Genomic DNA, 19399 nt, shown 5'->3' on the forward strand with positions numbered 1-19399 from the left:
GCGGTGTCAGCCGGCCTGGATCTCCCCGCCCGTGGGAGCCAGGGTCTCGCCCGAGTAGTACGACGACAGGCGTTCGCTGGCGAAGAACACGTACGACGGGGCGATCTCGTCGGGGTCGGCCGCCCGGCCCATCGGCGCCTGTTCACCGAACCCCTCGGCTCCCCCCTCCCCGAGTGTCGCCGGGATGAGGGGCGTCCACACCGGGCCGGGGGCCACACAGTTCACCCGGATGCCCCGGTCCCGAAGCACCTGGGAGAGCGAGACCGACAGGTTCATCACCGCTGACTTGCTGGCCGCGTAGTCGATGAGCGAGTCGTTGCCGCGCAGCCCGTTGATCGATCCGGTGATGATGATCGAACCGCCGTCGGGGATGTGCTCCAGCGCCTCGCGGACGGTCCAGAACACCCCCAGCACGTTGACGTCGAAAGTGCGGCGCAGCTGTTCCGTGGTCAGGTCGGTGAACCGCTCGACCGGGGTCTGGGTGGCGGCGTGCTCGACCAGGATGTCGATCCCGCCCAGTTCGTCGACCGCACGGCGGACCAGGTGCGCGCAGAACGACTCGTCGGCCAGGTCCCCCCGCACGCCCACCGCTCTGCGTCCCTGCTCCTGGACCAGGCCCACGGTGTGCTGGGCGTCGGCGTCCTCGCTGAGGTAGCCGAAGACGACGTCGGCGCCCTCCTTGGCGAACGCCACGGCGACGGCGCGGCCGATCCCGGAGTCACCTCCCGTGATCAGGGCGCGTCTGCCCTGGAGCAGGCCGCGGCCCTCGTAGTCCCTCATCTCGTCCCTGGGCTGCGGCCGCATCGGCTCGGTCCGCCCCGGGTACGGCTGGCTCTGCGCAGGAGGTCGGATGTCGGACATGACCTTCTCCCCTCTCGACTGGCGTGGGCCCGCCCTACCCGTTTCGCCCCCCTTTGACTCCAGAAGCGGGAAATCGTCCGGACGCGTCCACCGGAACGGCCCCGGACGGTGAAGACCCCTCCAAGATCGGCCCAACCACGTTTCGGGGCGTTCGTCGTCGGTCACTGTCAGGGGAGACTCCCCCCGTGTTTCGGACCTGCTCCACGACCCACGACCGGAGGGCTCCCATGGCCGACGACCGACCCGACGAGAAGGACCGCCAGCTCGACAGGGTGAGGACCGACTCGGAGGAACCGCTGACCACGGAGACGGGCGTGCGGGTGGGGGACACCGACAACTCCCTCCGCGCGGGCGCCCGCGGGCCCACGCTCCTGGAGGATTTCCACGCGCGGGAGAAGATCACGCACTTCGACCACGAGCGGATCCCCGAACGGGTCGTGCACGCGCGCGGTGCGGGAGCCTACGGGCACTTCACCCCGTACGAGGGCCTGTCCGACCTGACCGCGGCCCACTTCCTCAGCGGCCCCGACATCACCACCCCGGTCTTCGTCCGGTTCTCCACCGTGGCCGGGTCCCGGGGGTCGGCGGACACGGTGCGGGACGTGCGCGGCTTCGCGGTGAAGTTCTACACCGCACAGGGAAACTACGACCTCGTGGGCAACAACATGCCGGTCTTCTTCATCCAGGACGGCATCAAGTTCCCCGACTTCGTCCACGCGGTCAAACCCGAGCCGCACAACGAGATCCCCCAGGCGCAGTCCGCGCACGACACCCTGTGGGACTTCGTCGGCCTCCAGCCCGAGACCACGCACATGATGATGTGGCTGATGTCGGACCGGGCGATCCCGCGCAGCTACCGGACCATGCAGGGCTTCGGTGTGCACACCTTCCGTTTCGTCGACGCCGCGGGGCGGGGCACGTTCGTCAAGTTCCACTGGAAGCCGCTGCTGGGGACGCACTCGCTGGTGTGGGACGAGGCGCAGCGCATCCAGGGCAAGGACCCCGACTTCAACCGGCGGGACCTGTGGGAGGCCATCGAGCGCGGCCAGTACCCGGAGTGGGAGCTGGGTGTGCAGCTCGTCGCGGAGAAGGACGAGCACGCGTTCGACTTCGACCTGTTGGACGCCACGAAGATCATCCCGGAGGAACAGGTCCCGGTCCGCCCGGTCGGACGGCTGGTCCTGGACCGCAACCCGGACAACTTCTTCGCCGAGACCGAGCAGATCGCCTTCCACACGGCGAACGTGGTCCCGGGGATCGACTTCACCAACGACCCGCTGCTCCAGGCCCGCAACTTCTCCTACCTCGACACCCAGCTTCTCCGCCTGGGCGGCTCCAACTTCCAGCAGATCCCCGTCAACCGGCCGGTCAACGAGGTGAGCAACAACCAGCGGGACGGGTTCGCCCAGCACCGCGTGCACCGCGGGCAGACCGCCTACTACCCGAACACCCTGGGCGGGGGCTGCCCCGCACTGGCCGACGAGGGTTTCTACCGCCACTACGCCGAGAAGGTCGACGGCGAGAAGATCCGGGTCCGCAGCGAGAGCTTCGCCGACCACTACTCCCAGGCCACGCTGTTCTACAACAGCCTCGCCGACTGGGAGCGCGAGCACCTGGAGGCGGGGTTCCGCTTCGAGCTGGGCAAGTGCGAGGAGCTGGAGGTGCGCCGGCGCGCCGTCGCCAACCTCAACCACGTCGATCACGGGCTGGCCGTCAGGGTGGCCGAGGGGATCGGCGTGGCGCCCCCGGAGTCGGAGGGCACACCCAACCACGGCCGCAGCTCCCCCGCCGTCAGCATGGCCAACACCGAGTTCGGCTCCCTGACCGGGCGCCAGATCGCGGTCCTGGTCGCGGACGGGGTGGACGGCGGCGCCGTCCGGGCGTTCCGCGACCACCTGGTCTCCGCGGGCGCGGTGGTGGAACTGCTCGCGGCCACGGACGGCGCGGTGCTCGCGGCGGATGGGGAGCCCGTCCCCGTGGACCGGGCCTACACGACCGTCTCCTCCGTGCTCTACGACGCGGTCGTGGTTCCGGGCGGGAGCGCCTCCGCGGAGGCGCTGGCCGGGGACGGTACGGCGGCCCACTTCGTCCTGGAGGCCTACAAGCACCACAAGGCGGTGGCGGCCGTCGGCGGGGGCGCCCGGCTCCTCGCCCCGCTGCGCCTCCCGGGCGGGGTCCCCGAGGCCGCCGGGGGCATGCGCTCCGAACTGGGTGTCGTCGTGTCGGCGGAGGCGGGGGACGACTGCGTCGCCGAGTTCGCGCGGCTGGTCGGAGGGCACCGGATCTGGGACCGGCCCACAGGGTCGGTACCCGCCTGACCAGGGAGGGGCAAGGCACCATGAAGGTAGGGTTCAAGCTGTTCGCCGAGGGTTTCGGGCCCCGCGAGATCGTGGAACAGGCGGTCCGCGCGGAACGGGCCGGGTTCGACTTCGTGGAGGTCAGCGACCACTTCCACCCGTGGCTGTACAGCCACGGCCACTCGGGCTTCGTGTGGTCCATGCTGGCCGCCATCGCGGAGCGCACCGACACGATCGGGATGGCCACCGGGGTCACCTGCCCGATCCTGCGCGTGCACCCGGCGATCGTCGCACAGGCCGCGGCGACCACCGCCCTCCTGGCCGAGGGGCGGTTCAGCCTCGGTCTGGGTGCGGGGGAGCGCCTCAACGAGCACGTGGTCGGCCGGGGCTGGCCCAGCGCCACCACACGCCACGAGATGCTGCGCGAGGCGATCGAGATCATCCGCCTGCTGTGGTCCGGCGGCTACCACTCCTACGAGGGGAAGCACCTGGTCCTGGAGGACGCCCGGGTGTTCGACCTCCCGGACGAGTCGCCGCCGATCCTCGTGGCGGCCGGAGGGGAGCAGGCGGCCCTGCTGGCCTCGGAGGTCGGCGACGGGCTGTTCTGCACCGAGCCGGACAAGGTGCTCACCCACGTGTACGGCGAGAGCGGCGGCACCGGCCCGCGCTACGGCGAGGTGCCGCTGGCCTGGGCGACCAACGACGGCGACGCGCTGGACTCGGCGCGCGAGATCTTCCGCTTCGGCCTGACGGGATGGAAGGTCCAGGCCGAGCTGCCCAACCCGGTGAACTTCGAGGCGGCCACCGCCCTGATCGACCGGGACGCGATGCGCGACGCGTTCGGGTACGGGCCGGACCCGGCCCGCCACCTGGAGGTCGTGCGCCAGTTCACCGCCGCCGGGTTCGACCACCTGTGCCTGGTCAACGCGGGCCCCGACACGGAGGGGTTCTTCACCTTCTTCGAGGAGGAGCTGGCCGGACCCATCCGGGACATGGGCAGCCTGGCCGGGGGATGACACCCGGAACCACCGTGCGGGACGCGCGACACCGCCACACGGCCGCCCGGCAGGGCTGCCGTGTGGCGGTCGGCGGTGCGCCGCCACCCGCCACCCGCCGCCCCGCCGCCGCGGCGGAGCGGGCGGCCTACCCGCGCAGGCCGCGCCACCAGGTGAGAAGGCGGTCGAGCAGGTCTCCCTCCACCGCGTCGTCCTCTTCCGCGCCCGGGGAGGAGGGATCGCGCCGACCGTCCCCGCGCGAGGACGCGGAGTCGCCGGGATCGGGGGAGGAGGGCTCGCCCGGGGCGAAGGAGACCGGAAGTGCGCGCAGCCCGCGCAGGAACGGCGACGGCATCCAGCGCAGCTCCTCCGGGTCCACCGCGAGCTGCATCCCGGAGAGCCGCTCGTTCAGGGTGGTGACGGCCGTCGCCGCGATCATCTTGGCCAACTCGCGGGCCGGGCAGGCGTGCGGTCCCGCGCCGAACATCAGGTGGGCGCGGCTGCCGCTCGCCACCCCCGTCCCGGCGTCGTCACCCCGCCGCACCGCCGGATCGCGGTGGGCGGAGTCGAACCCGATGAGCAGGGCGTCGCCCGCGCGGACCTCGGCGCTGCCGATGAGCATGTCCTGGAGGGCGAAGCGCGCGGGCAGGATCTGGAAGGGGGTGTCCGTCCACATCACGTGGTCCAGCAGCTCCTGCACCGGCAGCCTGGCGTCGGTGTACGCCCCGCGGATGCGGTTGTCCGAGAGCAGCGTGCGCAGCGTGTTCCCGATGAGGTGGGTGGTCGGCTGGTGGCTGGCGCTGTTGATCAGCGCCGCCTGGTGGGCCACTTCGTGCCCGCTCAGTCCCGAAGGGTGCTCCAGCATCCAGGACACCAGGTCCGGGCCGGGGCGCTCGCGCTTGCGGTCGACCAGCCCCGAGAAGTACTGGTGGACCCGGGCGATGGCGTCCTCGCCCCGCTTGGCGTCCTCGTCGAAGATGATGGCGGTGAGGTCGCCGAGCATGTGCCCGTAGCTGTCGGCGAGCCCGTACAGCCGGTTGACCACCAGGACCGGGAGCGGATTGGCGTATTGGGCCACGAGATCGGCTCTGCCCTCGGCGATGAAACCGTCGATCAGTTCGTCGCAGAGCTGCCGGACCATGCGCGAGGTGGCCGCCATGTCCACCCGGGCCAGGGCGTCCACGACGGCTCCGCGCAGCCGTGTGTGCTCGGCGCCGTCCGCGTAGAGGACGTTGGGGCGCCAGGACAGGGCGGGACGTCCGGAGGCGAGGTCGACACGGCCCTCGGCCACCTCGCGCCACCGGCGCGTGTCCCGCGCGAACATGTGCGGGTTCTGGAGGACCGTGAGGTTCTCGTGGTAGCCCAGCAGCAGCCAGGCCCGCACCCCGGTCTCCAGTTCCACGGGCGCGACGGCTCCGTGCCGCTCGCGCAGCGCGGCCCAGAGCTCGTCACGGCCGGCGTCGGGAGTGGTCCCGTACAGGCGGGTGATATCGGCCGGGCAGCCGCGGGGCGCCGCGAAGGCGGGGGCGCCGGGCCGGGCGGTTTCGTCACCGGGTTGGATGGTCGTCATCAGGGGTGCGGTACCCGGGGGTCACGGGGGCCGCTTCCCTCCCTTCGAGGAGACGTTGCGTTTCTGTGGTGTCGGGGGAGGGGGGAGCGGGGAGCGCCTCGTCCTCAGTCGGAAAAAGGCGGGTCGTGGACGGGGGTCGGGACCTCATTTCCCGGCGGCCGGGCGGCCGGGGGAAACGGCGATCCTGGTCGTGGCATTCTAGGAGGGTAATAGATCTGTTTTCAACACCCTCGGAAAAATGCGCGGATCAGGACTTTAGGCTCCCGGATAAAACGGCCAGAGGGCACAAATGTATTTTAAGCGGCAGTGAACTTTTTTCGGTGCTGCGCAGGGGTTTCGTGCCACGCCCGAGCCGGTCCGCGGCCCCATCATGCCACGGGGCGCCGACACTTCCCGGAGCCCGTCGGGAGGGTTCACGAAAGGGCTTCCGGCAGGGCGTCGGAACCCCCCGTTTTGTCACCCTCGTTCCGTAGTGTTCTCCATGTGAGCGATCGATGGAGTACCGACGACGTATGGGCTCTGGCTCCGGACCCCTCCTCCCAGAAAGCCGCCCTCAAGGTGGCCAAGGACGGGTCCTGGCCGGAGCGCGGAGTGGTCGCCGCCCCCTCCGGCGGCGCCTCCGCCGTGTGGGGCGAGTGCAAGGGCAGCGGATCCAAGCCCTACCTCGCCGCCGTCCACCTGGACGGGGACGGCGGCCCCGCCTTCAAGTGCAGCTGCCCCAGCCGCAAGATCCCCTGCAAGCACGTCCTGGCCCTGCTCGCGCTCTGGGCCCGCGACGACGTGACGACCCGTGAGGAGAAACCCGAGTGGGTCGGCGCGTGGCTCAACGGCCGCGCGGCCCGACAGGCACGCGCCGAGAACGGCACGCCCGCCGCGCCCGCCGACCCGGCCAAGGCGGCGGCCACCCTCCAGGAGAGGGAGAAGACCGTCGGCGCGGGGCTGGACGAGCTTCGGACCTGGCTGTACGACCAGGTCGACGCCGGCCTGGCCGAGGCGCCCAAACACGGCTACGACCACTGGGACCGCATGGCCAGGCGCCTCATGGACGCCAAGGCCCGCGGTGCCCACACCCTCGTCTCCCAGCTGCCCGCCGCGGCGAGGGGGGACCGCTGGCCCGAGCGCATGCTCGAGCAACTCGGCCTCCTCCACCTGCTGATCGGCGGCTACCGGGCCGGAGACGCCCTGGGAGAACGCACGCGGGGAGCCGCCCGCGCCCGGATCGGCATCACCACCCGCGCCGAGGACGTCCTCGCGGGCGGCGAACGCGTCCGCGACACCTGGCGGGTCCTGGGCCGACGCGACATCGACACCGCCGAGAGCGACATGCGCGCCCGCCGGGTGTGGCTGCGGGGCACGGGGTCCGGGCGCACCGCCCTGTCCCTCACCTTCGGCCGCGCCGGCCAGGCCCCCGCCACCGCCTTCCGGGTCGGCACCGAGGTCTCCGCCGAGTTCGCGTTCTACCCCGACGGCCACCGCGTCCTCCCCGTGGGCGACGGCGACACCGGCCAGGCGCCGCCGCCCGAGGGCGGCACGGTCGCCGACGCCCTCGACTCCTTCGCCGCGGTCCTGGCCGAGGACCCCTGGCAGGACGCCTGGCCGGTCGTGCTCGACAGGGTCGCCCCCGCGCACCCGGCCGCGGACGCCGCCCGGTGGCACCTCGCCGACCCGACCGGGGCCGCGCTCCCCCTCGCGGCCACCGACCCCTGGCGCCTCCTCGCGGTCACGGGCGGCCACCCGGCCACCGTCGCCGCCGAGTGGTCGCCCGCCCACGGGCTCACACCCCTCACGGTGTGGGACCGCAACGGAAAGGCGGTCTCCCTGTGACCGGCACGACCGAACCCCTCGACCCGCTGGCCTCCGTCACCGCCGCCGACTCCTGGGACCGCCTGGTCTCCGCGGCCCTCGTCGGCACCTCCCGCCGCTCCGTTCCCGACACCCCCGACCTTCCCGAGACCCCCGCCACCGAAGGCGCTGCCGCCCTCCTGGACCGCGCCGCCCTGGCGGCCGTCCGACGCGCCGCCGGCCACACCCCGGTCACCGCGACCCCCGTCGCCCCCGACGCGTCCGAGGAACTCCCCCAGGCGGGGGAGGCCGCCACGCACCGGTTGGAACTGATCCTCGCCGGTCGGGTCGCCCTCCTCCCCGAGTGGCTCGAACGGGCCGCCGCCCACGGCGTGCGGGCCGCGCACTCCAGCCTCCCCGCCCTCCTCGACCAGGGCGTACGCGAGAGCCGGATCCGCCCCGCGCTCGCCGCGGTCGTCGGCGGGCGCGGCCACTGGCTGGCCCGGTTCAACCCCTCGTGGGCGTACATGCAGGGCGAGTCCGTCCCGGGAGACCGGTTCGAGCAGCACGAATGGGAGCAGGGGACCCCCGCCCGGCGGCGCCGCGCACTCACGGCCCTGCGCACCACCGACCCCGACGCCGCCCGCGCACTCCTGCAAGGGGTCTGGCCGGACCTCGCCAAGGCCGAACTCCGCCGCCGCCTCCTGGAGGCGATGGAGACCGGGCTCGGCCCCGCAGACGAGGAGTTCCTCGAACACGCCCTCGACGACCGGGGGGCCAACGTGCGCGGCCTCGCCCTGTCACTCCTCACCCGGCTGCCCGACAGCGCACACGCGCACCGCCTGCGCGGCCACGTCCGCGAGCACGCGTCGGCGGACGACAAGGGCGGGCTGCGGGTGGAGACCGTCCACACGCGCCGCGACGACATCCACCGCGACCTCGCGCTCGCGGCCCCCCAGGCCGAGGCCGAGACCAAGGACGAACGCTCCGAACGCCTGTGGGCACTCGTCACCCACGCCCCCCTGGACGTGTGGCCCGACCTGCTCGGCACCGACCCCGCCGGGGTCCTCGCGGCAGCCCACGGCTCCGGTGACGCCGACCTCGCGGACGCCTTCGTCAACGCGGTCGCCGTCCAGCGGGACACCGTGTGGGCGAGGAGCGTCCTGGAGGCGGCCGGCCCCCGGATCGCCCGACGCTCCAGCGCCCACACCCGCCGGTCGTTCCAGCTGGCGAAGCTGCTGGACCTGCTGACCGCCGAGGAGCGCTGCGCGCACGTGCGCGACGTCCTCACCTCCGGGGTCGGCATGGAGCGCTGGGGCGAGGCCCTGCGCGCCACCGGCGGCCCCTGGACCGCCTCCCTGTCCGAGCTGGTGGTCCGGCGACTGCACCAGCCGGGGCGCAAGCGCGACTCCTTCGGCTACCGGGAGATCTGCGAGGCCGCCGCCGAGCACATGCCGCCCGAACACCTCGCGGACCTGCGCGAAGAACCCCCGTTCGACGACACCGCGGACGCCTACCTCCGGCTTCGGGAGACCCTCCGATTCCGGCTCGACATGCACAAGGAGCTCTAGTTGACCACCTCCGCCATCAGCACCGACGCGGCCCAGGCCCTTCGCCCGCACGCCGAGCAGACCTACGCCGCCGAACTGGAGGCGCTGGCCAAGGCCGACGACCGCCGGCGCCCCCCGGGCTGGCACCTGTCCCCGTGGGCGGTCACCCAGTACCTGCTGGGCGCCACCCTGGACGACGGCACCGAGATCACCCCCAAGTACATCGGCTCCCGCCGGGTCGTCGAGGTCGCCGTCGCCACCCTGGCCACCGACCGCGCGCTGCTGCTCCTCGGAGTCCCCGGAACCGCCAAGACGTGGCTGTCCGAGCACCTGGCCGCCGCCGTCTCCGGCGACTCCACCCTCCTGGTCCAGGGCACCGCGGGGACCTCCGAGGAGGCCGTCCGGTACGGCTGGAACTACGCGCGGCTGCTCGCGGAGGGCCCGTCCGAGGCGGCCCTCGTGCCCAGCCCCGTGATGACCGCCATGGCGCGCGGCTCCATCGGCCGCATCGAGGAGCTCACCCGCATGCCCTCCGACGTGCAGGACGGCCTCATCACCGTGCTGTCGGAGAAGGCGCTGCCGGTCGCCGAGCTCGGCATCGAGGTGCAGGCCCAACGCGGGTTCAACATCATCGCGACCGCCAACGACCGGGACCGCGGCGTCAACGACCTGTCCAGCGCGCTGCGCCGCCGGTTCAACACGGTGGTGCTGCCCGTGCCGGACAGCGCCGAGGACGAGATGCGCATCGTGACCCAGCGCGTGGAACAGCTGGGGCGGGCGCTGGAACTGCCCGAGGTGCCCACCAGCCTCACCGAGATCCAGCGGGTCGTCACGGTCTTCCGCGAACTGCGCTCCGGGGTCACCGAGGACAACGGCACCAAGGTCAAGTCGCCCAGCGGCACCCTGAGCACCGCCGAGGCCATCTCGGTGATCACCAACGGCATCGCGCTGGCCGCGCACTTCGGTGACGGGCAGCTGCGCTCCGCCGACGTCGCGGCCGGCATCCAGGGCGCCGTCGTCCAGGACCGGGTCTCCGACGGCGTCGTGTGGCGCGAGTACCTGGAGACCGTCGCGCGCGGGCGCGACGGCTGGGGCGAGTTCTACCGCGCCTGCCGCGAGGTGGGCGCCTGATGGGTCGACCCCGACTGGACACGAGCGGGCTGCACGTCCTGGGCGTGCGGCACCACGGCCCGGGCTCGGCCCGGGCCGTCCGGGCGGCCCTGGAGGAGATCAAGCCCGATGCCGTGCTGATCGAGGGGCCGCCGGAGGCGGACGCGCTCACCGCGCTGGTGGGCGAGCTGGAACCGCCCGTGGCGTTGCTGGCGTACCTGACCGACATCCCCGCGGGGGACACGGCCAGGGCCCAGGAGGGCTGGGCGTTCTGGCCCTTCGCGAGCTTCTCCCCGGAGTGGGAGGCCCTGCGCTACGCCGTGGCCAACGACGTGCCCGTGCGCTTCTGCGACCTGCCCGCCGCGCACACCCTCGCCGAGCGCGTCGCCGAGGCGGAGGCGCGGCGCGAGGCGGCCGAGGCCGGGGACGAGGGGCGGCCGGACGACGGCGCCGACGGCGCCGACGCGGCCGGGGAACCGGACGCACAGGACGGACCCGCCGAGGGCGCCGAGACCGAGGAGGCCGTCGGGGAACCCGAACGCGTCCGGCTGGACCCGCTCGGCGTCCTCGCCGAGGCGGCGGGCTACGACGACGCCGAACGCTGGTGGGACGACGTCGTCGAACAGCGCGGAGACGGCGAGCCGTCCCCGTTCCCCGCGATCGCCGACGCCATGGCCGCCGTCCGCGCGGAGTCGGGCCCCGAGGAGGCGCGCAACGCCCGCCGGGAGGCGTACATGCGCCAGACCCTGCGCGCCACCCTCAAACAGGGGCACGAACGCGTCGCCGTGGTCTGCGGCGCCTGGCACGCACCCGCGCTGCGCGACCTGGCCGACTACTCGATCAAGGACGACACCGCCCTGCTCAAGGGCCTGCCCAAGGCCAAGGTCACCGCGACCTGGGTGCCGTGGACCCACGGCCGCCTGGCCTCGGCCAGCGGCTACGGCGCGGGCGTGTCCGCGCCCGGCTGGTACCACCACCTGTTCACCGTCGCCGACCGGCCGGTGCACCGGTGGCTCACCGACGCGGCCCGCATGCTGCGCGACGAGGGACAGGGCGTGTCGTCCTCGCACGTCATCGAGGGTGTGCGGCTCGCCGAGAGCCTCGCGGTGCTGCGCGGGCGCCCCCTCGCCGGTCTCGACGAGGTGTCCGAGGCGCTCACCGCCGTCCTCTGCGAGGGCGAGCCCACCCGGGCCGCCCTCGTCCACCACCGGATGGCGATCGGCGAGCGGATGGGCTCGGTCCCGTCGTCCACGCCCATGGTCCCGCTCCAGCGCGACCTCGTCGCCGCCCAGAAGCGGTTGCGGCTCAAACCGGAGCCCTTCGACCGCGACCTCGACCTCGACCTGCGCAAGGACAACGAGCGCGAACGCGGCGTGCTCCTGCACCGGCTGCGGATGCTCGGCGTCGGGTGGGGCGTTCCGCGCACGCCCGACGGAAAGCACAAGGGGACGTTCCGGGAGTCGTGGCGCCTGCGCTGGGAACCCGACATGGACGTGGCGCTGATCGAGGCCAGCCGGTGGGGGACCACGGTGGCGTCGGCCGCCGCCGCCAGGGCGGTCGACCTCGCCGCCGACGCCACGCTGCCGGAGCTGACCTCGCTCACCGAGCAGTGCCTGTTCGCGGAGCTGGGCGAGGCCCTGCCCCGGGTCCTGGCGCTGCTCACCGACAGGGCGGCCACCGACAGCGACGTCACCCACCTGATGGGCGCGCTGCCGCCGCTGGCCCGGTCGGCACGGTACGGCGACGTGCGCGGCACCGACAGCGAATACCTGCGCACCGTCGCCGAACAGATCCTGCGCCGTGTCTGCGTCGGGCTGGCCCCGGCCGTGCACGGTCTGGACGACGACGCGGCGGAGCGGTTCGTCACGCGGATCGACGAGACGCACACGGCCGCGACCCTGCTCGGAGGGGAGGGCGCGGCGGCCTGGACGGCGACCCTCGTGACCCTGGCGAGACGGGACACCCTGCCCGGCCGGATCGCCGGCCGGATCAACCGGATGCTCTCGGACGCCGGGCTGGTGGACGGCGACGAGCTGCGCCGCCGGCTCGGGCTGGCCATGTCGCCGGGCTCCGAACCGGCGACGGCCGCCGCCTGGCTGGAGGGGTTCCTCCAGGGCAGCGGGCTGATCCTGGTGCACGACGACCGCCTGCTGGGGCTGATCGACACCTGGCTGCTCGGCCTGCCCGAGGAGCGCTTCACCGTCGTGCTGCCGCTGCTGCGGCGCACCTTCGGGTCCTTCCAGGGGCCGGAGCGCAGGGAGATCGGCGCGGCGGCGGCCCGCATCGGCAGGGCGGCCCCTGCCGCCGACCCCGCCGCGGTCCGCGTGGACGTGGACGTCGAACGGGCCGCCCCCGCCCTGGCCACGGCCCTGGCCATCCTCACCACCGGAAGGAGCCACACGTGAGCGTCACGGATGAGCGGGAGCGCCGCTGGCGGCTGGTCCTCGGCCGCGAGGCCCGGTGCGAGGGCGGGCTGAGCGCCGCCGACCAGGGCATGGACGGCGCCCTGGAAGCGCTGTACAACCGGGGCGACGCGGGCTCCGGATCCGCGGGCGGCGGACAGCGCAGCGCCGGACTGGGAGGCTCGGCGCCACGGGTCGCCCGGTGGCTGGGCGACATCCGGGAGTACTTCCCGACCTCCGTCGTGCAGGTGATGCAGAAGGACGCCATGGACCGGCTGGGCCTGCACCAGCTGCTCCTGGAGCCGGAGATGATGGAGGCCGTCGAGCCGGACGTGCACCTGGTGGGGACGCTGCTCTCACTCAACCGCGTGATGCCCGACAAGGCGCGCGAGTCCGCCCGCGCCGTGGTGCGCCGGGTGGTGGACGACCTGGAGCGGCGGGTGGCGCAGAAGACCCGCTCCCTGGTGCAGGGGGCGATCGACCGGTCCGTGCGCACACACCGGCCGCGCCGGGTGGCGGACATCGACTGGAACGCCACGATCCGCCGCAACCTGGCCAACTACCTGCCCGAGCACAACACGATCGTGCCGGAGACCCTGGTCGGGTACGGGCGCCGCAGCCGGGGGGTGCAGAAGGACGTCGTCCTGGCCATCGACCAGAGCGGATCGATGGCGTCCTCGGTGGTGTACGCGAGCGTGTTCGGCGCGGTCCTGGCGTCCATGAGCACCCTGCGCACGTCGCTGGTCGTGTTCGACACCGCCGTGGTCGACCTCACCGAACAGCTCACCGACCCCGTGGAGGTGCTGTTCGGCACCCAGCTCGGCGGGGGCACGCACATCAACAAGGCGATCGCCTACTGCCAGGGGCTGATCACCAAGCCGACGGACTCGATCTTCGTGCTGATCAGCGACCTGTACGAAGGCGGTGTCCGAGCGGAGATGTTGAAGAGGGTGGCCGCGATGCAGGCCGCCGGGGTCCAGGTGGTCGTGCTGCTGGCCCTGTCGGACGAGGGCGCGCCGTTCTACGACCGCGAGAACGCGTCGGCGCTCGCCGAGATGGGCGTCCCGGCGTTCGCCTGCACCCCGGACGTGTTCCCGGAGCTGATGGCGGCCGCGATCCAGGGACAACCCCTCACGTCCTGGGTAGAGAAGCATCGGGACACCTGATCCGGGCGGGCGGGGCCGTGGCGGTCCCCGCCCGCCTGTCACACCTCCGAGCGGGTTCGGAGAGCCGGTGGCGTGGGCCTTCCCCTATGCTTTCGCCGAAAGTCGATCCCGACCCTCCCTCCCCTCGCGGTGTCCCCCGGGGAGTGCGTCGGCGGAGTCGGTCCCTCCTCCCGGGCGGAGGACGCGCGACGGCGCGGGGCGGGTGTCAGGCCCGGGACGTGCCGGAGACCGGACGACTCGGCAAGCGGTACGGACCACAGGTGAGGACCGAGACCAGAACCGGTGACGGGCGAGCCCCCGCGGAGGGGCGGCACCCGGACCGCCGTCGAGGCGGTGCCCCGCGTCCTGGTCTTCCCCCCGGCCCTCCAGGAAGGAGCGCGGTGTGAGCGGATTCGCGGACCAGTTGGACAAGGCCGGGAAGGCCCTGTCGGACTACCTCCGGCGCGGCGGGGCGGAGGGGGGCCACGTGCACGGCGGTGAGAGTGCGGGCGCCGCCCAGGAGACGGACGGGGAACCGCCCGGCGACATCCTCGACGACATGGGGGACACCGTCCACGGCGCGGTCCTTCCCGACCTGGCCACGGCCGCCGCCCCCCGCGGCGCATCCGCCGCCGAGCCGCCCGTCGGACCGCCCGATGCGTCGGGCGGCGCACCGGACGAGCCACCGGCCGGGGCGCCGGAGACCGCCGAAGCGGCTGGGGACACGGCCGCCCCGGCCGCGGACTCCCCCGACGACACGGAGACGGTCGCCATGGAACGGCCGGTCCTGCCGCTCGCCGACGCCTCCACTGCCGGGTCGGAGGACCCCGGGACCGGTGCCTTCGCACCGCCGCCGGCCCCGGCCCGGCCGGGACGCCCCCTCCACCCCGCCCGGGGGCTGCCCGACCGGGGCGGCTCGGTGCCCGACACCGTCCTCGACGAGGCGGACTACCCGGGGCTGGCCCTGCGGGCGGCGTCGCTGCGCGGAGGCGCGCACCGCCTCGAGGGGGAGTGCCGCCAGGACTCGTTCGGCATGTACGGACTGGAGGCCGGAGAGCTGCGCGCGGTCCTGGTCTGTGTGGCCGACGGAGTCGGAGGCAGGAGCATGTCGCACCGCGGCGCCGCCTCCGCGTGCGACCTGCTGTCGCAACTCGTCGACGAGCACCTGGGCGGGCTGATCGGCCGGGGCGCGGACGACGCCCGGGATCTGTGCGAGCGGATCGTCGCCCGGGTGGCCCGGGGGATGGCCGACCTGGCGGCGTCGGAGGGCGTCGACGACAGGGAGCTGTCCACGACGCTCACGGCGGCCCTGGTCGAACTCACCCCCGAGGGGGAGACCGCGAGGGTCCTCCTCCTCGCGGTCGGCGACAGCCCCGCCCACCTCCTGCGCGAGGGGCTCATGGAGCCCCTGTCCGTCGTGGACAGGACCGCCGCGCTGCCCGCGGACATCCGCCGCGTGCACGTGAGCGGGCACCACCTGGCCCCCGGTGAGACGCTGCTGCTCTGCACCGGAGGCCTCGCCGGGCCGATGGACGACGCCGACGTGACCGGGCGGCTCCTCGGGTGGTGGGGCGGCGACGGGATCCCCGGGCGGATGGAGTTCGGGTGGCAGGTGGACTTCCGGACCAGGTCCCACGACGACGACCGGACCGCGGTCTGCGTCTGGGGCCGGTGACCCCGGAGCCGGGCCGGCCCGTCCGCTCCGCGCCGTGAGGACCCGCTCCGGCGTACGCGTGTCGCGGCGCCGTCCTCCGGCCCACGGAAACGGGTGGCGGCGCGCGGGCGGGTCGGCTAGTGTCCGGGCCGTGCCCGAATCGGTTGACCCGGCCGCCTAGCGGCGGCCGACACCACGTCCGTTCCGCCGCATCAGTGACCACCACCGGTGCGGTACCTCCGTGCTGCCCCGGTTCCGTTCCTGAACGCCCGGAGCCTCCGACTTGTCCACACCAGATCGCGGCGGGATCGTCCTCGCCGCCGTCCTCCTCTCCACGCTCACGTTCCCGCTGGCCATCACCGGCGCCTCGGTGGCGCTGCCCTCGATCCAGGCCGAACTCGGCGGCGGTCTCACCGCCCTCCAGTGGGTCGTCAACTCCTACAACGCCTGCTTCGCGGCGTTCCTCGTGTGCGCGGGGTCCGTCGCCGACGCGATCGGTCGGCGGCGCGTCTACGCCGCGGGCGTCCTCCTGTTCTGCGCCGCCGGGCTGCTGTGCCTGTTCGTGCGGGACGTCGCCGCGCTGAACCTGCTCCGGGCGGCCGGCGGCATCGGCGCCGCGGCAGCGGTCGCCGGGGGCAGCTCGATGGTCGCCGCGACCATCGAGGGGCCCGCGCGGGCGCGGGCCTTCGGCCTCCTCGGCACGGTGCTGGGCGCGGGCACCGCGTTCGGTCCCGCCGTCGCCGGGCTGCTGGTCGACAGCCTGGGCTGGCGGGTCGCGTTCGCCTGCCCCGCCGCGGTCGCCGGACTCGCCCTGCTGCTGGTCCCGCTGCTGCCCGCGCTGCGCGGCACCGGGCGGCCGGTCGACTGGCCGGGTGCGGTCCTGTTCACGTCGGCCCTGGTCACCCTGATCGCCGCACTGGTCGAGGGCCCCGAACGGGGGCTGCCGGTGGTGCTGGCGGGGACGGTGGTGTCGGCTCTGCTGATGGTCGCCTTCGCCCTGGTCGAACGGCGCAGGCGCGACCCCCTGGTCGACCTGGCGCTGCTCGCCAACCGGAGGTTCGTCGCGTACGCCCTGGCCGCCGCCGCGTTCATGGCGGTGCTCGTCCCCCTGCTCGTGTACCTGCCCTCGTACCTGATCGCCGTGGTCGGGTTGGGCGCGGCCCAGGCGGGGCTGTGGCTGCTGATGCTCACGGGACCGACGCTGTTCCTGCCCACACTGGGGGCGGAGCTGGCCGCCCGGCTCCCGCACGCGGTGGTCGTGGTCGGTGCACTGGTCCTGTGCGCCGCGGGGTCGGCGGGCCTTCTGGTGCTCGGCCCGGACGCCACGCCGTGGACGCTCCTGCTCCCGTTCCTGCTCGTCGCGACGGGTGTGGGCCTCACCAACGGCACGATCGACGGCATGGCGATGGGGGTGGTGCGCGTCGAGCAGACCGGTGTCGCCGTCGGGGTGTTCAACGCGACCCGCATCACCGTGGAGACGGTCGCCCTCGCGGGCGTCGGCGCGGTCCTGGCGGCACTCACCGGTGGCCGCCTGGAGGGGGAGGGTTTCACTGCCGCGTTCCACGTCGTGGCCCTCGCCCTGGCGGGGGTCGCCGTCCTGGCCGTGGCGGGAGTCCTCGCCCTCGGAGGACGCCGGGAGGCCGAACCGGAGAAATCCCCCCTCTCCTGACGAGGTGAGGGACGGGGTCGCCGCACGGGATCCCGTGCGGCGGCCTCGCCGCGCCGCCGGGGGCCGCGCGATCCTTCCCGGCGGGTCGTATGGCGCCCGGCCGGGCGGGTCCTCCCGGAGCCCTCACCCGCCTCGCGCCGAGGAACCGGCGACGCCGGCCTCGGGAGGCGCGCCGACGACGATCCCGAAGAACACGTGGTCGATCAGCAGCGCCCACCGCTCGCGGGGCCGCGACCCGTGCGCGTGGGCGAGCCCCAGCAACGGCGCCACGCCCGCCTCGAACAGGCCCCACGCCGCCACGCCGTACACCGGCCCGGTCAGTCGCGAACGCCGCAGCCGGGCGGGCAGGAGGGCGAACGCGGCCCCCGCCGTCGCACCGTACCCCCAGTGGGCCAGCTCCACGGCGGCCGTCCTGCGGTGCTCGGGCACGCTCTCCAACAGGCGGGGCACGCCCTCTCTGAGGACCGCGTCGGGCGGTGTCCGCTCGATGGCCCCCACACCGACCGCGACCTGCCTCATCCCGCTCATGGCCATCGCACCCACGACTCCCCGCAGAGCCCCTCGGAACCAGGGGTGGCGGGGAGGCGCGTCGGCTTTCCAGTTCATGTCTGCCCCCTGCGTCGGACACCGGTTCTCCACCCCTTGCCGTTCCACCGCCCGCCCACACCTCGGAACGCGAATCAGACGGGGCCGCGCCGACACGGGCGCAGGCCCCGCGCCGCCGCGCCCTGGGTGCTGGACCGGCCCTCCCCGCCGCCGTAGCCTCGAACCGACGGCAAGGCGAACAGTGAGGAGCCCCGTCCCATGGCGACCACCGCGCCGGACCAGCGCCCCGCCGCCCTGGCCGCGATCGAGGCCGACACCGAGGCCGTCGGCTTCACCATGTCCTGCGGCGAGGCCGTCGGCCGCCTCCTCCGGGCGCTGGCGGCGTCCAAGCCCGGAGGCCGGTTCCTCGAACTGGGCACCGGGACCGGCGTCGGCACCGCGTGGCTGCTCGCCGGGATGGACCGGGAGTCCGTCCTGGACACCGTCGACAACGACCCCGCGTGTCTGGGCGTCGCTCGCCGCCACCACGCCGTCGACCCGCGCGTGACGGTGTACGAGGCCGACGGCGGAGAGTGGCTCGCGGGCCGCGCCGACGGCACCGGACCCGGCTACGACCTGGTGTTCGCCGACGCGCTACCGGGCACGTTCACCCACCTGGACGAGGCGCTGTCGCTCGTGGACCGCGGCGGGTTCTACGTCGTCGACGACCTCGCCCGGCAGGCGGAGGGCCTGGACCCCGAGGGCCACCAGTTGGAGGTGGAGGGACTGATCGGCGATCTGGAGTCGCGGTCGGGGTGGGAGCTGTTCCCGCTCCTCGGCTGGTCGTGCGGTGTGCTCGTGATGGTCCGCCGCTGAGGCGTGTCCCGCGGAAAACGGCGTCCGCCGCGGCCGGCGCCCCCTACGGTGGGCGGGACACCCGATCCCCTCCGGTCTGGAGCACCCACCTTGAGCCCTCGTTTCCAGGAACTCGGCTACCGGCCCACCCCGATGGGGGTGATCAGCCTGCGCCGCCGGTGGGATCCCCTCGTGGGGGAGGACGTGTACGAGATCAAGCTCGACGACGACTTCCTCATGTCCAGCGCGTTCACCGCCGCCGAGGTGGAGGTGGCCCGGCTCGCCCTGGCCGAGCTGCGTGAGGGCCCCGGCGCGGCGCCACCGGACGGGTACGACGTGGTCGTGGGCGGGCTCGGGCTCGGGCACACCGCGCTCACCGTGCTCGACGACCCCGGCGTGCGGTCCCTCCTCGTCGTGGAGGCGCTGGGCGAGGTGGTCGACTGGCACCGGGACGGGCTCATCCCGGCCGGTGCCGTTCTGACCGCCGACCCCCGCTGCCGGTTGGCGCGCGGCGACTTCTTCGCGCTGGCCCTGGGCGCGGAGGGGCTGGACGCGGCGACCCCGGGGCGGCGGTTCCACGCCGTCGTGGTCGACATCGACCACTCGCCCCGCCACCTGCTCAACCCGTCCCACGCCCCCTTCTACGAACCGGAGGGCGTGCGCCGCCTCGCCGGGAGCCTGCACCCCGGAGGGGTGTTCGCGCTGTGGTCCAACGACCCCCCGGACTCGGACTACGAGCACGTCCTGCGGCAGGTCTTCACCGGCGTGCGCAGCGAGGTGGTGACCTTCGCCAGCCCCTACCAGGAGGGGCCCGGGTCGAACACCGTCTACCTGGCGACAGCCCCCGGGGACTGAACCGCGGGGGGACTGAGCGCGGCGGACCGGTGTGCCGGGGAGCGGGGCGGGAAGGGGACGCGGAGACGGGCCCGTGGCGGGACCGCCGGTCCGCGGAGGCCGGGGCAGCCGCGGAGCCGGACGTGCCGG

At 73.9% G+C, this 19399-nt stretch carries 14 protein-coding genes; 11 read left to right on the forward strand and 3 right to left on the reverse strand.

Annotated elements, in window-relative coordinates; all coding sequences use genetic code 11:
- Positions 1-6: 6 nt before the first annotated feature.
- Positions 7-861 (reverse strand): SDR family oxidoreductase, encoded by an 855-nt coding sequence (locus Q8791_RS20965; protein WP_330093464.1) that lies wholly within the window; start codon positions 859-861, stop codon positions 7-9.
- A 227-nt stretch (positions 862-1088) separates the two neighbouring features.
- On the opposite strand from Q8791_RS20965, the gene Q8791_RS20970 reads away from it, so the two are divergent.
- On the forward strand, positions 1089-3179 hold the full coding sequence (locus Q8791_RS20970; protein ID WP_330093465.1) for a catalase: 2091 nt from the start codon (positions 1089-1091) through the stop codon (positions 3177-3179).
- A gap of 20 nt (positions 3180-3199) precedes the next feature.
- Positions 3200-4174, forward strand: a complete 975-nt coding sequence (locus Q8791_RS20975) for a TIGR03557 family F420-dependent LLM class oxidoreductase (protein ID WP_330093466.1) — start codon at positions 3200-3202, stop codon at positions 4172-4174.
- 127 nt (positions 4175-4301) lie between these two features.
- Here the strand turns inward: Q8791_RS20975 and Q8791_RS20980 are convergent, their stop codons facing one another.
- Complete coding sequence (locus Q8791_RS20980) at positions 4302-5723, reverse strand: cytochrome P450 family protein (RefSeq protein ID WP_330093467.1); 1422 nt, start codon at positions 5721-5723, stop codon at positions 4302-4304.
- Positions 5724-6281: 558 nt separating this feature from the next.
- Here Q8791_RS20980 and Q8791_RS20985 point away from each other — a divergent pair.
- The 7 genes from Q8791_RS20985 to Q8791_RS21015 all read left to right on the forward strand — a co-directional run bounded on the left by Q8791_RS20985 (position 6282) and on the right by Q8791_RS21015 (position 17035).
- Positions 6282-7547 (forward strand): SWIM zinc finger family protein, encoded by a 1266-nt coding sequence (locus Q8791_RS20985; protein ID WP_330093544.1) that lies wholly within the window; start codon positions 6282-6284, stop codon positions 7545-7547.
- Positions 7544-9076 carry a DUF5691 domain-containing protein gene (locus Q8791_RS20990; protein ID WP_330093468.1) on the forward strand — a complete coding sequence of 511 codons (1533 nt, stop codon included), beginning with the start codon at positions 7544-7546 and terminating at the stop codon, positions 9074-9076. The genes Q8791_RS20985 and Q8791_RS20990 overlap by 4 nt, the downstream gene beginning before the upstream one ends.
- Entirely contained in the window at positions 9077-10186 is a 1110-nt protein-coding gene (locus Q8791_RS20995; RefSeq protein WP_330093469.1) for an ATP-binding protein, read from the forward strand.
- Positions 10186-12570, forward strand: a complete 2385-nt coding sequence (locus Q8791_RS21000) for a DUF5682 family protein (RefSeq protein WP_330093470.1) — start codon at positions 10186-10188, stop codon at positions 12568-12570. Before Q8791_RS20995 ends, Q8791_RS21000 begins: the two co-directional genes overlap by 1 nt.
- Positions 12567-13733, forward strand: a complete 1167-nt coding sequence (locus Q8791_RS21005; protein ID WP_330093471.1) for a VWA domain-containing protein — start codon at positions 12567-12569, stop codon at positions 13731-13733. Before Q8791_RS21000 ends, Q8791_RS21005 begins: the two co-directional genes overlap by 4 nt.
- 382 nt (positions 13734-14115) lie before the next feature.
- Complete coding sequence (locus Q8791_RS21010) at positions 14116-15387, forward strand: protein phosphatase 2C domain-containing protein (protein WP_330093472.1); 1272 nt, start codon at positions 14116-14118, stop codon at positions 15385-15387.
- A 262-nt stretch (positions 15388-15649) separates the two neighbouring features.
- Positions 15650-17035 (forward strand): MFS transporter, encoded by a 1386-nt coding sequence (locus Q8791_RS21015; RefSeq protein WP_330093473.1) that lies wholly within the window; start codon positions 15650-15652, stop codon positions 17033-17035.
- A gap of 123 nt (positions 17036-17158) precedes the next feature.
- On the opposite strand, the gene Q8791_RS21020 is transcribed toward Q8791_RS21015, so the two are convergent.
- A complete protein-coding gene (locus Q8791_RS21020; RefSeq protein WP_407942033.1) occupies positions 17159-17641 on the reverse strand; it encodes a hypothetical protein in 483 nt (160 codons plus the stop codon).
- Between the two features lie 198 nt (positions 17642-17839).
- On the opposite strand from Q8791_RS21020, the gene Q8791_RS21025 reads away from it, so the two are divergent.
- Positions 17840-18436: an O-methyltransferase gene (locus Q8791_RS21025; RefSeq protein ID WP_330093474.1), complete on the forward strand. Its 597-nt coding sequence runs from the start codon at positions 17840-17842 to the stop codon at positions 18434-18436.
- 90 nt (positions 18437-18526) lie between these two features.
- Complete coding sequence (locus tag Q8791_RS21030; protein ID WP_330093475.1) at positions 18527-19270, forward strand: polyamine aminopropyltransferase; 744 nt, start codon at positions 18527-18529, stop codon at positions 19268-19270.
- Positions 19271-19399 lie beyond the last annotated feature (129 nt).

Origin of the sequence: Nocardiopsis codii, from assembly GCF_036327455.1 — a bacterium.
Lineage (GTDB): Bacteria > Actinomycetota > Actinomycetes > Streptosporangiales > Streptosporangiaceae > Nocardiopsis > Nocardiopsis codii.

Coding starts and splice junctions, on each gene's coding strand:
- Q8791_RS20965 (WP_330093464.1), bottom strand. CDS start 861: ATGTCCGACATCCGACCTCCTGCGCAGAGCCAGCCGTACCCGGGGCGG.
- Q8791_RS20970 (WP_330093465.1), top strand. CDS start 1,089: ATGGCCGACGACCGACCCGACGAGAAGGACCGCCAGCTCGACAGGGTG.
- Q8791_RS20975 (WP_330093466.1), top strand. CDS start 3,200: ATGAAGGTAGGGTTCAAGCTGTTCGCCGAGGGTTTCGGGCCCCGCGAG.
- Q8791_RS20980 (WP_330093467.1), bottom strand. CDS start 5,723: ATGACGACCATCCAACCCGGTGACGAAACCGCCCGGCCCGGCGCCCCC.
- Q8791_RS21000 (WP_330093470.1), top strand. CDS start 10,186: ATGGGTCGACCCCGACTGGACACGAGCGGGCTGCACGTCCTGGGCGTG.
- Q8791_RS21020 (WP_407942033.1), bottom strand. CDS start 17,641: ATGAACTGGAAAGCCGACGCGCCTCCCCGCCACCCCTGGTTCCGAGGG.
- Q8791_RS21025 (WP_330093474.1), top strand. CDS start 17,840: ATGGCGACCACCGCGCCGGACCAGCGCCCCGCCGCCCTGGCCGCGATC.